The organism is Mediterranea sp. An20 (assembly GCF_002160055.1).
Lineage (GTDB): Bacteria > Bacteroidota > Bacteroidia > Bacteroidales > Bacteroidaceae > Bacteroides > Bacteroides avicola.
In genome coordinates this window covers 63,766-78,730 of record NZ_NFJV01000012.1, presented here as the reverse complement: position 1 = coordinate 78,730, position 14,965 = coordinate 63,766, and the positions used below count along the sequence as shown (strand labels likewise).

17 protein-coding genes are annotated in these 14,965 nt (G+C 49.7%); 1 reads left to right on the top strand and 16 read right to left on the bottom strand.

Annotated elements, in window-relative coordinates; all coding sequences use genetic code 11:
* Positions 1-7 precede the first annotated feature (7 nt).
* The 8 genes from B5F34_RS08730 to B5F34_RS08695 form a co-directional block, all read right to left on the bottom strand.
* Entirely contained in the window at positions 8-661 is a 654-nt protein-coding gene (locus tag B5F34_RS08730) for a TatD family hydrolase (RefSeq protein ID WP_239448892.1), read from the bottom strand.
* Positions 662-685: 24 nt separating this feature from the next.
* Entirely contained in the window at positions 686-907 is a 222-nt protein-coding gene (gene yidD, locus B5F34_RS08725; RefSeq protein ID WP_087337576.1) for a membrane protein insertion efficiency factor YidD, read from the bottom strand.
* A gap of 5 nt (positions 908-912) precedes the next feature.
* On the bottom strand, positions 913-1,335 hold the full coding sequence (rnpA, locus tag B5F34_RS08720) for a ribonuclease P protein component (RefSeq protein ID WP_087337451.1): 423 nt from the start codon (positions 1,333-1,335) through the stop codon (positions 913-915).
* Positions 1,336-1,370: 35 nt separating this feature from the next.
* Entirely contained in the window at positions 1,371-2,123 is a 753-nt protein-coding gene (locus tag B5F34_RS08715; RefSeq protein ID WP_087337448.1) for a uroporphyrinogen-III synthase, read from the bottom strand.
* Positions 2,124-2,130: 7 nt separating this feature from the next.
* Positions 2,131-2,868: a DUF4271 domain-containing protein gene (locus B5F34_RS08710; protein WP_087337573.1), complete on the bottom strand. Its 738-nt coding sequence runs from the start codon at positions 2,866-2,868 to the stop codon at positions 2,131-2,133.
* Positions 2,868-3,455, bottom strand: a complete 588-nt coding sequence (locus B5F34_RS08705; RefSeq protein WP_087337445.1) for a TIGR00730 family Rossman fold protein — start codon at positions 3,453-3,455, stop codon at positions 2,868-2,870. The genes B5F34_RS08710 and B5F34_RS08705 overlap by 1 nt, the downstream gene beginning before the upstream one ends.
* A gap of 83 nt (positions 3,456-3,538) precedes the next feature.
* Positions 3,539-4,834: a methionine adenosyltransferase gene (metK, locus tag B5F34_RS08700; RefSeq protein ID WP_087337443.1), complete on the bottom strand. Its 1,296-nt coding sequence runs from the start codon at positions 4,832-4,834 to the stop codon at positions 3,539-3,541.
* 273 nt (positions 4,835-5,107) lie between these two features.
* On the bottom strand, positions 5,108-6,871 hold the full coding sequence (locus B5F34_RS08695) for a tetratricopeptide repeat protein (protein ID WP_162609307.1): 1,764 nt from the start codon (positions 6,869-6,871) through the stop codon (positions 5,108-5,110).
* 184 nt (positions 6,872-7,055) lie between these two features.
* Here B5F34_RS08695 and B5F34_RS08690 point away from each other — a divergent pair, with 184 nt between their 5' ends.
* Complete coding sequence (locus B5F34_RS08690) at positions 7,056-7,241, top strand: hypothetical protein (RefSeq protein ID WP_140392987.1); 186 nt, start codon at positions 7,056-7,058, stop codon at positions 7,239-7,241.
* A gap of 1,248 nt (positions 7,242-8,489) precedes the next feature.
* Here B5F34_RS08690 and B5F34_RS08685 read toward each other — a convergent pair.
* The 8 genes from B5F34_RS08685 to B5F34_RS08650 form a co-directional block, all read right to left on the bottom strand.
* A complete protein-coding gene (locus B5F34_RS08685; RefSeq protein WP_087337433.1) occupies positions 8,490-9,065 on the bottom strand; it encodes a DapH/DapD/GlmU-related protein in 576 nt (191 codons plus the stop codon).
* 186 nt (positions 9,066-9,251) lie between these two features.
* Complete coding sequence (gene folK, locus B5F34_RS08680; protein ID WP_087337429.1) at positions 9,252-9,809, bottom strand: 2-amino-4-hydroxy-6-hydroxymethyldihydropteridine diphosphokinase; 558 nt, start codon at positions 9,807-9,809, stop codon at positions 9,252-9,254.
* Between the two features lie 25 nt (positions 9,810-9,834).
* The gene (gene queA / locus B5F34_RS08675) at positions 9,835-10,893 is read right to left on the bottom strand and encodes a tRNA preQ1(34) S-adenosylmethionine ribosyltransferase-isomerase QueA (protein ID WP_087337426.1); all 1,059 of its coding nucleotides are present in this window, start codon (positions 10,891-10,893) and stop codon (positions 9,835-9,837) included.
* Positions 10,894-10,919: 26 nt separating this feature from the next.
* A complete protein-coding gene (locus tag B5F34_RS08670) occupies positions 10,920-12,095 on the bottom strand; it encodes a metallophosphoesterase (protein ID WP_087337570.1) in 1,176 nt (391 codons plus the stop codon).
* Between the two features lie 52 nt (positions 12,096-12,147).
* Positions 12,148-12,870, bottom strand: coding sequence for a tRNA pseudouridine(55) synthase TruB (truB, locus tag B5F34_RS08665; protein ID WP_087337567.1), 723 nt, complete (start codon positions 12,868-12,870; stop codon positions 12,148-12,150).
* A 2-nt stretch (positions 12,871-12,872) separates the two neighbouring features.
* Positions 12,873-13,727 (bottom strand): undecaprenyl-diphosphate phosphatase, encoded by an 855-nt coding sequence (locus tag B5F34_RS08660; protein WP_007844255.1) that lies wholly within the window; start codon positions 13,725-13,727, stop codon positions 12,873-12,875.
* 56 nt (positions 13,728-13,783) lie between these two features.
* Positions 13,784-14,014: a DUF3098 domain-containing protein gene (locus tag B5F34_RS08655; protein ID WP_087337423.1), complete on the bottom strand. Its 231-nt coding sequence runs from the start codon at positions 14,012-14,014 to the stop codon at positions 13,784-13,786.
* Positions 14,015-14,070: 56 nt separating this feature from the next.
* Positions 14,071-14,955, bottom strand: a complete 885-nt coding sequence (locus B5F34_RS08650) for a permease-like cell division protein FtsX (protein ID WP_087337564.1) — start codon at positions 14,953-14,955, stop codon at positions 14,071-14,073.
* Between the last annotated feature and the right edge of the window lie 10 nt (positions 14,956-14,965).

Here is a 14,965-nt window from a genome sequence, read left to right as displayed (position 1 = left end):
GGGACAATCAACGCCTGAAAACACGGCACACATTGTCCCGCACCGCCGTGACCAGCTCTTCGACAGAAAGCTGTCGCACGGCAGCTGCACGAACATAGAGACGGGAAATGGATTCAAGGCTCTCGTCCGTCTCCAGAAACAGTCGGGAAAGGGGTACGGCATTCAGTGCCTCTTCCTGATACTTCTCGCCGAAAGACAAATAAAAACCGTGATGCAACAACTCCTGCGCCAACGCAGCCTTGCCCCGGAAACCGTGCACCACCCAAGGTACACGGGGAAGCAGCCGTTTCCGTACACGCAGCAACTCGTCTACAGCCTTAACCAGATGAATGACCAAAGGTTTGTCTGTCTCTTCTGCCAGCAAAGCCTGCCGCTCAAACACAGTTTCCTGCAACGGCAAAGGCGCGGCAGCCAGTTTGTCTACTCCTGCCTCGCCTACAGCCAGCACCTGCGGATGGCGCACCGCCTCTTCAAGCAAGCGCCAGGTCTCTTCCGGCGGCATTGCGGCGGTCAGCTGCCACGGATGTATCCCCACAGAGTAATATCCACCTCCGTGCGCCACAAATTCATCGGGCGTACAACTAAGCAGGCAGAACCCGGATGCATTACCGACACCGGTCCTATGAGTATGTATATCGGGAAAATCGAGCACGTATGTCAAATAAAATACAAACGGATATAAGGACTAAGGCACCGGGTCATACCCCGAACCTCCCCAAGGGTGACAACGCAGAAGGCGGCGAATGGCCAGATAAAGCCCCTTCAACGGACCATGCTTCCTGATAGCCTCTACAGCATACTGCGAACAAGTAGGAGTAAAGCGGCAGGAAGGTGGCGTGAAAGGGGAAATACAACGCTGGTAAAACCAGATGGGAAGCAGCAGCAGAAAAGAAAGCGCCTTAGACAAAGCCTTCAACATGAGTCACCTCCCGCTTCGCCCTCTGCCTCTGCAGCCGCCGGAAGCTCTTCTGCCAGACGCGACAAGGCCACCTGCATCCGCTCGGCAAGAAGTGAAAACTCAACCACGCGGTCGGACAAATAAATGAAGGCCACAGCCAGCCGGCAGCCGCTGCGCTGCACCGCCTCCAACAAAGGCTGTTTGTTCAGGCGGTAAGCCTCCCGGATAAGGCGTTTCACCCGGTTACGCTTCACAGCACGCTTGAAACGGCGTTTCGACACACTGACCAGGACAGATACAGGCACATCCAACTCCTCCACAGGCAAGCAGACGACCCGTAAAGGAAATAGAGAAAATGAGCGGGAACCTCCCGCAAACATTTTCTCTATTACTTTCTTTCTGTTCAGCCTTTCGGCTTTATGCAGTGTATTTGTCATACATACATTTCTCCGGCAATCCACCAGAGCAAAGATTATTTTTCCTTGTTATTCTCACGGATAAACATATCAAGCGCGGCAGTCATCGAAGGAGCCTGTAAGCTGGGAGCCTCCAAATCCAACCGTAAACCGGCATCGCGCACAGCCTGGGCCGTGGTAGTTCCAAAGGTACCGATCTTAATATCTTTCTGCTCGAAATTGGGAAAATTCTTCTTCAGCGAACTTACCCCCGCCGGGCTGAAGAACACCAGCATATCGTAGTCAAAATCTTCATCGGGCTGAAAGTCGTTGCTCACCGTGCGGTACATCACCACCTCCTTGTGTTGGATTTTATTCTTATCCAGCAGATTCTTGATATCATCGTTATGTACATCCGACATCGGCACCAGATACTTTTCCGTCTTGTGCTTCACAATGGCAGGCAATAAATCATCGAACTTACCGGTGCTGCCAAAGAATATCTTGCGCTTGCGATACTGCACATATTTCTGGATATAGAGCGCAATGGCTTCCGTCACACAGAAATATTTCATCGTTTCGGGGATAGTCACGCGCAATTCCGTACAAAGATGGAAAAAGTGGTCGATGGCATGGCGTGAGGTAAATACGATGGCACTATAGTCAAGAATGGAGACCTTCTGCTGTCTGAACTCTCGGGCCGTCAAACTTTCCACTTTAATGAACGGGCGAAAATCTATTTTCACACCGTACTTCTCGGCGATGTCGTAGTAAGGCGACTTTTCTGATGTCGGCTTCGGCTGCGACACAAGTACTTTTTTAATCTTCACTGTTGTCCTAAGATTTTATTATCCAGTAATTGTTCAATTGCTCCAAACCTCTATAAAGCATGAGGCAAGGAATAATTTCCAGGGCGCAAAAGTACAAAATTAACAAGAAACAGCCATACAAATTGTTGCAAAAAAGCTTTAACCACTTATATAATGACAATATTTTAAAAATTACGACCAAAGACAAGCCGGTTATGCACACTAATTCGAGGTTTACATTGAAATAAACGATGAATAAGACAAGCGGAAAAAGTGCGAATCCCAAGTAATAAAGAAGCGTAGAATAGGATTCGATCCATAAAGAAACCTTGTCTTTGTCAAAAAATATCCATCCTATGAAGGAGTAAAGCAACCATTTGACAAACACATAGCCCAAACAGACAAGCATATAAATTCCCATCGGTTTCCACGAAGTGATGTCCCCTGCCAAAACCGGCTGTACTCCACTGAAACAATCGAAGAGATAAATGCCGGCCAACACGCAAGTCTGCCCGACCAGCAACAGCAAAAAGCGGACATCACTGCCCGTAGAGACCGCAAAAAGGTCTGCACGCTCCCGATGAAGTATGAAATCACGGCCTTGCTGCAACAGGAATTTACGGCTGTGCGACAACACCCACGACGAAAAACAAAAGCATACCAGCAACACTATGGTCACCCATCCATCCATGCGAAGCGAGTAAGGAATGGGGACGCCGGACATCTGACCTCCCGCAGCTTGCCCCATCAACAACAATGCCGACATCATAAGGCTGCAAATTTACGGACTGAAGCATCCCAGCGGGGAACCGTATATATCAAGTCTACCGCTTCCTGCGGTGTCTGTGCCACCCGCCACAACTCTTTATGACGTTGCCCCATGAAATGCTCGTCGACAGCATGGTCGAACAACTGCAACAAAGAATCATAATAGCCTTTCGTATTAAGCAGGACAATGGGGTTGAGATAAAGCCCCAGCTGCTTCCAGGTTATGATTTCCAGCAGTTCCTCCAAGGTACCGCAACCGCCGGGCAAGGCAATGACGGCATCACTCAGACGGGCCATCGTCTGCTTCCGCTCGTGCATACTTTCCACCTCAATCAGTTCGGTCAGTCCCGTATGATGCCATCCCTGCTCCACCATGAAACGAGGAATGACACCGGTCACCGTACCTCCGGCTTTCAAAGCAGCATCCGATACGGCTGCCATCAGCCCCATGTTGCCGGCACCGTTTATCACACGCAGGCCACGCTGGCCCAACAAAGTGCCCAATTCGCCCGCATCGTCGTAATAAACCTTATCTATCCTGGTGCTTGAAGCGCCATAGACACAAACGGAAGAAAGTGTGTTCATAAGCTATCTGTGTACATAAAAAGCGCCTCTCCCCCAACCCCTTCCGAGAAAAGGCAGGTTGGGAAAGAGGCTTCTTCATTACCTTATTTCAATCCAAATGCCTCTTTTACCTGAGCCACATAGTCCAGTTTCTCCCAGGTAAAGAGTTCCACCTCTATATCCTTGTCACCCTCATAACGGCTGCGGAAATGCTTCACCACGGTTTTAGGCTCGCGGCCCATGTGTCCGTAAGCCGCCGTTTCGCGGTAGATAGGATTGCGCAGTTTCAGACGGTCCTCGATAGCCTTGGGGCGCAGGTCGAACAATTCGTCAATCTTGCGGGCAATCTCGCCGTCGGACATAGCCACATGACTGCGCCCGTAAGTATTGACATAGATGCTGATGGGGCGTGCCACACCAATGGCATAGCTGAGCTGCACCAGCATTTCATCGGCCACACCAGCCGCTACCAGGTTCTTGGCAATGTGACGGGCAGCGTATGCGGCACTGCGGTCTACCTTCGAAGGGTCTTTGCCCGAGAAGGCTCCGCCTCCATGCGCCCCTTTGCCTCCATAGGTATCGACAATGATTTTACGGCCGGTCAGACCGGTATCTCCATGAGGGCCGCCAATGACAAACTTGCCTGTAGGATTCACATAATACTTGATTTGCTCATTGAAGAGAGCCAACACCTGAGGAGCATGTATGGAAGCAATGACCCGCGGCATCAGCGTATGAATAACGTCGTAGCGGATGATGGCCAGCATTTCTTCGTCAGCCTTCAGCTGCGCTTCCTCCGTGTTGTCGGCCGGTTGGATAAACTCATCGTGCTGGGTAGAGACAACGATAGTGTCAATCCGCACGGGTTTGCCGTTGTCGTCGTACTCGATGGTCACTTGGCTCTTTGAGTCGGGACGCAGATAAGTCATCTGTTTGCCTTCGCGACGAATGTCGGCCAGCACTTGCAGAATGCGGTGCGCCAAGTCGAGCGAGAGAGGCATGTAGTTTTCTGTCTCATTGGTGGCATAGCCGAACATCATGCCTTGGTCGCCGGCTCCCTGTTCCATCGGGTCCTGGCGTTCCACACCGCGGTTGATGTCGGGGCTTTGTTCATGAATGGCACTCAGCACACCGCACGAGTTGCCTTCGAACATGTATTCGCCCTTGGTATAACCGATTTCCTTAATGACTTCACGGGCAATCAGTTGCATGTCCACATAAGCCTTTGTTTTCACTTCACCGGCCAGCACCACCTGTCCGGTAGTCACCAGCGTTTCGCAAGCTACTTTCGAACTGGGGTCGTAAGCCAACAGTTTGTCAAGCACAGCGTCCGATATTTGGTCGGCCACTTTGTCGGGGTGTCCCTCAGACACCGATTCGGATGTGAATAAATATCCCATTTCCTTTTGAATAAAAAATTAGAAATTAGAAGTTCAAAAAATGGGAAAGGAGGGAGTAGGAATCCGGCTTTGCTTCCCCGGCGGGAAACACGAGCCTTTGCGGTCAGAAAAAGAGATGTGTTTTAGCATTTTTTTCCGTGGTTGCAAGCTACTCAAATCTTTCCACTTTCATTTTCGGGCGCAAAGATAAGAAGTTTTCCGGTATTCCGCACTAAGATGACAGAGATTAACACCCGGACACCGCAAAAAAACGCTGCCCCACACCTCCTCCTTTCAAAGCTCTTTCAAAAACGCATCCCAATCATCAGGGCTTCCCTTTTGTCCAAACACCTTGGCATAGAGGCGACTGCGCAGGGAGGCCACAGCTTGTCGGCTGCGCAGGATGAGAGCAGCCACCTGCGAGGGCTGCAGGTCGATCTTGACCAAAAGGCACACCTGCAGTTCCACATCGCGCAGCGGGGGATAGAGCTCGCGCAAGCGGGTAGAGAAACGTTCGTAGGCAGCATCCACCGCCTCTTCCAGTTGCAACCAGTCAGCTTCGCCGGGCTTCCCGTTCTCATCGGCCAGCCGGTGGAAACGATGGTAGATGTCCGAGCGGCGCAAGGCAGCCACAGCCTGGTGCCTCACCTTCTGACGTGCCTCGATCTGCTCGTTATTCTTTTCCACCAGATCCTTTTGCGATTGCAGTAGTTCACGCACCGCAGGATCATTGCCGGTGCGTGCTTCCCGCAGGGCGTGTTCCAGCGCTTCAATCCGTTGCAGATTTTGCCGATGCTGCTGTTCGCCCTGTTGCTGCTGTTCGCGCTGAAGCTGCTGCAGACGTTCATAGCGCAGCTCGGCTTCGCGCTCCCGCCGTTTCCGGTATTGTCGGTATCCCACAAGCACAAGCCCGAAAAACAACACGGCAAGAAGCAGGAAGACTATCAACAGTTTCTGTCTGGTGGATTCCTGCCGCAGGGCATTGTTTTCCAGGTGGTATTGCTGGTAGTCATAAGCCGACTTGATTTTGCCCATCGCCTCCTCCTGCGCCATCTCCCGCAGCGTATCGGCATAGGCCATGTAGCGGTCATAATACGCCAAGGCTTGCGAAAGCTCTCCGCGCTGACGGGCGATGGAGGCAAGGCCGTGGTAGGCGGCGTGAAGATATAGCGGAGAAGAGGAAGACAAGAGACGATGATAATAATAGCCAGCAGAATCCAACTGATGACTGTATTCATAATATCGCCCCATTATAGATAATGTGGTAAACTTGTTGCGCTGAGTTTCGCTTTGAATTGCCGACTGAATACATTCGTAAGCCTTTCTGTAATCTCCCAAATCTACGTAATATCCCCCTAACTCACTGCATACCATCCGCTCCATTTTTTTGTTTCCGATGCTTGCAGCAAGGTCTCGGGCTGCCGTATAATAATATAAAGCACTGTCTGGCTGTTGAAGCATTGTGTAGGTACGGCCTATATCCCGTAAAGCGAAAACAACCTCATTGTCATTTCCTTGCAGAAGTTTATATTTATAACTGTTCTTATGCGCTTCCAGCCCTTCTTCATACATATCCTGATACAAGTAAAGCGTTCCCATTTGAGCATATATTACCCCCCGCAATCGGTAATCCTTTTCATCACTCACCTCAAGCGCGCGCAGGAACTCCTCCAATGCCCGTGCATACTGTTGCAAATCCACATGCACACGCCCTAAATAATAGAATGCTTCAGCCTGCAAATCCCTGTCTTTTCCTTTTTGATAAAAGGCTACCACCTCCCGAATCAGGCTGTCCGACAAATGCGGCAGATAGGCTTTATCCCGTGCTTTGATGGTGAGTAATTTATAATACATCTGCTGTTCTTCGGTTCCTTGTCTTACTGTCTGGGACAAATCTTCCAGCAATACCATTGCGCTGTCGGGAGATGTATAGGTCAACCGGTTTACACGTCCCAAGGCTTCAGACAAAGAACTGTTCTTTAAAGGAGACTGACAAGCCTGAAAAGAAAAGGCCAGCACCCCAAACCAAAAAATGAATGAATAGGCTACATACTTCATACAAAACCATTTAAGCAGGAGGGCAAAGATAAAAACTATTTCCAACATATCCCTAAATTATCTGGCAAATAGTACGCAATAATACGCAAATGAGGGTTGCGTACTATTTGCGTATCATAAAATAAGGACCATTCAATAAAGAAGACTAACTTTGCGGTAAAGTTAAAAACAAAAATATATGATTATGAAACAGCATTTCTTTACTTTTTTATGCGCCTTCCTCGTCTGTTTCGTGGTGACGTGGCTGTTAGAAGCCTTTTTATGGAACAAGGAAAGGATGGATGCCGTGGTAGTTTCGCTCATTGTGGGCGCAGTGGTCGCGATTGCGGTAACGATACAACGGGCATGGGTCTCGCGCCGTGTATCGTGAGCCCCCTCGGGGTGACAGCGCGGGGATGCGTCAAAATGAAATGACTTTAAACACAGAGACACAGAGGCACAGAATTTATTTCTCTCCCGTGTGCGGTGCACCCACGGACTCTGTGCCTCTGTGTTTCTGTGTTTAGTAGCATTTAAGTTTGCACATTTATACTTATATTCTCGTTTTTCGTACACGCAGTTAAGGTGAAATAACAATCCGTAACCTCAGATGCGTCCAACCGTGCATTCAGGCAAAAAATATAAATGAAAAATCGGCATGTTTCACAGCAATATACTATTATACAGCAGTTTGACAAATTAAAACCTTCCATTTTTTATAAACGGGAAATGACATGATTCCGGACTTTTCTGTGAAAGCAAACCGCTACCTGTTATTTCTTCTTCAAACATCCTTCACGCTTTCACCCTCGTTTAAACCGCTGTAGATAAATAAGATATTGTGAAACATAAAACCTTCACACATCTTTCACACGTCTTTCACCGGATTCATTGAAACACAGATGAGACGGGTTGATGGACTCTCAGTAATTTCTTCCTTATAGTTTGAAAGCAACGTGACCAGTCCGTAGAAGTAAAGTCCTTATCGCTTAAAGAGAGGCTTCCCCCCCATAGGAGGCAAATCATGATGCGTGAACGGTGTGTGAAAGATGCGTGAAGGTCCTATGTTTCACAGTAAGGCGCTTATTAATAATAGGTTGAAACCTGGTGAAGGCGTGAAAGCATTTTTCTGAGAAGAACATGGAGAGGGAAGATGAAACATCTGCCGACACAGATTACCCGAGGTGAAACACAAAATTCCGGCATCAATGACTGATAAAAAACTGAAAGTTCCCCTCAAATACAAGGTTACGTCGCTAATATGAAGGATTACGCCGCTAAAATAGAGAGTTACGCCGCTAAAATGAAGGGTTACGGCGCTAATATGAATACGGCGCTATACTTTGCGCGGGTTAGAATGGTGCATATCGCCACATTTTTGCCTGCGCTGACAATCTCATAGAGGTTGAACCTCGCACGTCTGACCCTTTCTTGACTCGCACACTCGGCAACCTCAAGGAGGTTGAACGATGGGTTGCCGCCGGTGGCTCCCCGAAGGGGAACACCTGCTGATATACAGTCAGTTGGTTCTTATACCTTGTAAGGAAGACGCCCATATATAACCAAGCGGCTGCCAATACCTCGGGAATTTGCCCATGAGAAAGTATGCCAACACAGGCAAATGCCCGGGAAATTACCATTACTCCTTGTCTTGGGTTTCAATCGTCTTAATGACTCTTGCCGGATTGCCTCCTACCACGGTCAAGGGAGGAACGTCGTGCGTCACCACACTGTTGGCTCCCACGATGGCCCCGTAGCCAATCCGCACACCGGGCAATATGGTGGAGTTGATGCCAATCCATGCCTTGTCTTCAATAACGATGGGACGCCCATACGTTGCACTGCGGTTATCCGGATTGGGGTCGTGGTTGATGGTGATGAGGTTCACTTTCGGGGCGATGAGCACATCGTTGCCCAGCGTGATGCCCCCACGGTCGAAAAACGTGCAACCCTGCTGAATCCAGCAACGCTTGCCCATACGGATGTTTTTGCCAAAGTCTACGTAAAAAGGTGGCAGCAAGGTCACGGAAGGGTCAATCTCCTGTCTGGTAATGCGCGACAAATAGTTGCGCACTTCATCGGGCGTATGGTAGCCGCTGTTCAGTTCATAAGCCAGCTTCATGGTGTCGAAGATGGAGGCAATCAACTGTTCGTAACCGGGTTCGTCGGGCGATACCAGGGCTCCCGACAGGTCTTTCTTAAAAATATCTTCCATAATGCTATCAGTTAATCGTTTGTTGTCAGTCAGTGATTATCTGCCGGAGCATGTCTCCATACGTTCATCATCAAACTGTTGCAGGATTATGGTGCAAAGATAGCAGGACCTGCCGGGAAAGGCTTTGCCCTCCGGCTCAAAGATTTTTGCTACAAAGCTCAAAAACAGCCTAAATTCGGTTTCGTATTACAAAGATAAAAAAGAAGTACGAACAGCCTGCGCCACCTCCGGCGCAATCTCCGCCAAAGGCTCCATGACAAAATCGCGCAGATGCATCAATGGATGAGGCAAAGTCAGAAGAGGCGTATGCAGACATACCGGCTTCCCCTGCCCGTCGAAGCAGAGCAACAGGTCAATATCTATCACACGGTCGGCATATACGCCATTCGCTGATTTATGTACCCGACCCATGTCACGCTCTATCGCTTGCGTGCACGCCAGCACGTCCAAGGGCGCTAACAGAGTACGGATACATACCACAGCATTCAGAAAAACATGATTGGAAACAAATCCCCACGGCTCGGTGGAATAAAAGCCAGAAAGAGCGGCAACCTCCCCTACCCGTTCTGCCAGGTGGCAGACTGCCGTATGCAAATGGGCTTCCCGGTCGCCCAGATTAGTCCCTAAACCCAGGTAATATAGGAAGGATGAAGAAGAAACCCGTCCGGAAGACGGAGCTGCCACAGTCTTTTCTTCTCCTGATGCAGATTGAACCTTCCGGCTATTTTCTTCTTCACCCTCCATAAGTTTGTCTTTGGCAAAAAGCAGATTATTTGTCCGTTATCAGCATGGCATCACCATACGTACCGAAACGGTAGTCTTCCTTCAAAGCCACATCGTAAGCATTCATCACCTGCTCGTAACCACCAAAAGCAGCTATAATCATCAGCAAGGTAGAAAGCGGCATCTGGAAGTTGGCCACCATTGCATTGGCCACGGTGAAATCATAAGGCGGGAAGATAAACTTGTTGGTCCAACCTTCATAAGGCTTCAGGTGTCCGTCGGTGCTGACCGTACTTTCGATGGCGCGCATCACGGTTGTGCCTACCGCACATACCTGCTTGTGCAAATCCTTGGCGCGGTTTACAATCTCCACGGCCTCACTGGTCACAAACATCTGTTCGGAATCGGTCTTGTGCTTCGTCAGATCTTCTACATCAATCTCGCGGAAATTGCCCAAACCGGCGTGCAACGTGACAAAAGCAAAATTAATGCCTTTAATCTCCATGCGCTTCATCAGTTCACGGCTGAAGTGCAGATTGGCCGTAGGAGCCGTAACAGCCCCCTCGTTGCAGGCAAAGATAGACTGGAAACGCTCGGCATCTTCCGGCTCCACCGGACGGTTGATGATGCTGTGGGGCAAGGGTGTTTCCCCCAAAGCATAAAGCGCTTTCTTGAATTCATCGTGCGGACCGTCGTATAAGAAACGCAAGGTACGTCCGCGCGAGGTGGTATTGTCTATTACCTCGGCCACCATTGAATCGTCTTCACCAAAATACAGCTTATTGCCAATGCGAATCTTACGGGCAGGATCCACCAGCACATCCCACAAACGCAGTTCCTCGTTCAGCTCACGCAACAAGAAAACTTCAATGCGCGCTCCTGTCTTCTCCTTGTTGCCATATAAACGGGCAGGGAACACCTTCGTATCGTTGAAGATAAACACATCCTGGTCGTCGAAATAATCCAGAATATCCTTAAAAACACGATGCTCTATCTCACCTGTCTTGCGATGAAGCACCATCAGGCGCGACTCATCCCTGTACTTGGCAGGATGCAGGGCGATTTTCTCTTCGGGAAGTTTGAACTTAAATTGCGACAGTTTCATATAATGAGTGATTTACAATGGTTATATTATCTTTTATCTGTGTCCAGGACTGCTTCTTTCAGAACCTGCCCGGCAGTATCAATGACCTTGACCTGTATCTTTCCGTCTTTCACATCCAACCGGGCAGCACTGTAGGCACCTTGTATCAGTACAGGAAAGTTATTCCCCTCCGTACCGGCCTCATAGTAAGCATAACGGTGAGTGTGACCGGAAACCAGCAAATCCACACCGGCTCTGTTCAGGACAGGCAGAAACTTCCGGATGGCATCCTCCCATCCTTTCCACACACCTTCTTTCTGGTTGTCCGAAGGCATCACCATCGGGAAATGGGAAATGACAATGCGGTAACGCGCCGTCTTATATTCCTTTGTCTGCACCAACTCTTCAAGCCAGGCAGCCTGCTCCGTGCGGTAAGCATCAAAGTCGGTCAAGCCGGCATATACCGGATGCGAATCGGCTTTGTCTTCCCCGCTGTCCAGCATGACAACCATGATATCTCCCAAGCGATAGGCACCATAAATCTTTCCATCCTCCTTCGGGAAATAACGGGAGAACTCACGTGCCAGGTTGCCCCGCGTCTCATGGTTTCCACGTACCACTTCAAAAGGAATGGAAGAAGCAAAACGTTTCACGCTGATGTCGATAAAGGAAGTGAAAGGCAATTCGGGACGGTCCATGTAATTCATCATGTCGCCTGCATAAAAGAAAGCATGGCAGGTCTTGTAGTCAGCCCAATGCAGCAGGGTGTCCAACTTGGCGGCATCGCCGTGCATATCGCTGGTTATGAATATCGAGGCCCCCTTACCTTCCGGGTCAATCGTAGAAAAGGTATGCCACGGCGTGGCTATGCTGTCGCCGAACACCACCTTATAAGGCTGAAAACTGCGCATCTCTTTCGAAAGGATGCGGTAATCGTAGGCTTTAGCCGGCTCCAATTTCTTCAGGCGAATGGAGTTGAATGTGTTATAAGCCATCTTCAACCCGTGATCCGATGCATAATATCGCACACACTCCTCCTCCGGCGCCCCGTGCGGTTTTACTTCCACCCACGAAAAAGCTTTCCCGGAAGTCTGGAATACCACGGTCGCCTTATCCGTGGTCACTTCCTGCAAATACGGGCCATGGGATAACCCAAATTTTTCCTGAGCAGCCAGGCTCAAGGAAAAAGCAGCTGCCAAAAACGTAAATAAAGTCTTTTTCATATACCTGTTGCCTCTTCTTTCATTCTGTTCGGCTATGTTTCTGTACTTCTCCTTACACATCTCCACTTTCTACGGGCATTTCTTCCAGCCTGTCCACCCAATCCTTAAACGTCAGCGGATTCAGACAGTCTTCCACACGGACCTCTCCCACACGGGTACGGCGTAAAGCGGTCAGATGGGCACCACTATGCAAAGCTTCCCCTATGTCGCGGGCCAGCGCACGGATATAAGTTCCTTTGCTGCACACTACGCGGATAGTGATTTCAGGCACATCGAGCCGACAGTCCAACAACTCTATTTCATCAATCACCAGCAGCTTAGGACGCAGGTTCACTTCCTCACCCCGGCGTGCCAGGTCGTATGCCCGCTCCCCATTGACCATACATGCCGAAAAAGCGGGCGGCGTCTGCCAGATTTCCCCTGTAAACTTCTGCAGGGTTTCTTCCACCAGTTGCCGCGTGATATGCTCCGTGGGATAAGTAGCATCCACCTCGTGCTCCAGGTCATAGCTGGGAGTGGTAGCTCCCAGACGCAACGTAGCCACGTATTCTTTCGTATGATACTGAAACTCCTCGATACGTTTGGTTGCCTTGCCGGTGCAGACTATCATCACTCCCGTAGCCAACGGGTCGAGCGTACCGGCGTGACCCACCTTCAGTTTCTTCACTCCCAAATGTCTGCACAGGTGATAGCGCACATGCCCCACCACCTTGAACGATGTCCAACCCAACGGCTTGTCGAAACACAATACTTCGCCTTCCTTGAAGTCCATCATCATCACGCCATTTCCAATGTATGACCTGTCAGCAGCAGGGCCAGGATAGCCACTCCCACAATGATGCGATACCAGCCAAAGGCTTTGAAACCGTACTTCGTGACAAAGCTGATGAAGAACTTAATAGCCAGCAACGCCACCACAAACGCCACTACATTTCCAACAAACAGAGCAGGCAAATTGTTTACGATAATGTCCATGCCTCCGTCACGAAAGAGCTTGAACATCTTATAGACCATGGCGGCAAACATCGTAGGCACTGCCAGGAAAAACGAGAACTCGGCAGCAGCCTTGCGGGTCAGTTTCTGTGCCATACCGCCCACAATGGTAGCCATCGAACGCGACACGCCCGGTATCATGGAAATGCACTGGAACATTCCTATCCAGAAGGCACGCTTCTCCGTCAGTTCGGTCTGTTCGCTGCCTTTATTGAATATCTTGTCGCAGAACAGCATGAACACACCGCCTATGATAAGCATGACGGCCACTACCGTGACACTCTCCAGCATGGCGTCGATGAAATCGCTGCACAACAATCCCAGCACGGCAGCCGGAATGAAGGCCACAAACAGCTTCCAGTAAAAATCATACTTATGAAGAAAACGTGCCAGCGAAGAAGCTCCCTCAGGAGCAGGTGTATGGTTCAACCGGAAGAAACGCTTCCAATAAAGCACCACCACCGACAGGATGGCACCAAACTGTATGATGAATGTAAACGCCTTGACAAATTCTGTACTTTCCACACCCAAAACGTTTTGCGTGATAATCATGTGTCCCGTCGACGACACTGGCAGGAACTCTGTCAGCCCCTCTACAATAGCGATGATAATCGCTTCCCAAGTTGTTAAATCTCCCATTTTTCTTCTTATTGCTCTTTTTTAATATATGTCAGGAAAAACATCTCCCCCAGCCCTCATTTGTCGCCACGTGGACGGCGCACCACTGCATAAATGATGGACACAAAGCCCAGCAGGCAAATCAGAGGAGCCACCTTGATGCGGCGCACACTGAAGATATCCGGCTCGAAGTGAGTTGGAGTAGATGACGGACCGGTCATCAATACGAAACCTATAATTACTACTACCATACCTGCAGCCAGCAGGATGAAGTTGGTCTTGTCGAAAGCAAATTTTCCTCTATCCATGGTTCTTTAAATTATGAACTGCCAATCTTATCATATTAATCTCTGTTTCTTCTCAGTCATACCAGATACAGTGCTCCTTCTTTCATGCGCAGGTATTTGTTGATAGACAGCAGCGCACACAGGCAAGTGATGAGCACCCCTGCCACCAACACCGCTGCAGAAACCAGCGCCATGACTTCCGAAGTCACCACCTGCACCAGTCCCGGTTCATACGTCACCAGCCAGCCGGCCGCTCCCCACAGCATCCCGTCGGCAATGACGGCCGACATGACTCCTACCCAGAAGTTACGCCGCAAGAAAGGCCTGCGGATAAAACTCCACGAGGCTCCCACCAGCTTCATGGTGTGTATGAGGAACCGTTTGGAGTAAATAGTCAGCCTGATGGTATTGCTTATCAGCGCAAACGAGATAAGCAGCAGCAAAGCCGCCAGTCCCAACAGAATAAGGCTGATGCGTCCGATATTCTTATTCACCGCATCTATCAGTTCTTGCTGGTAAAGCACTTCCTTCACCTGTTTGTCCTGCCCGATGCGTTCTTCAATCCAGGCAATGCTGTCCGAATTGGCATAGGCAGAATGCAACCTGATTTCTAAAGAAGCGCCCAACGGATTATATCCCACAAACTCCTGCGGGTCGGTACCCGTAGCGGCGACATAATCCTGCAAGGCACGCTCTTTCGAGATATATTCCACCTCTTTCACAAAAGGCTCTTGCTGCAAAGCGCGTTGCAGACGCAGCACTTCGCGGTCTGTCACTCCATCGTCCAGCACTAACGAGAAACTGATGTTCTCGCGCACGTAGACCGAAAGATTATGGGCTGTCAACACAAAAAACAACACCATGCCCAGCAGCAGCAACACCAGCGTCGTGCTGATGGTAGCCGTCACAAACTGCATGTCAAACAGTGAAACCGTGCTGTGTCCTTGTTCTTTCTTCTTCATACGCATCTCC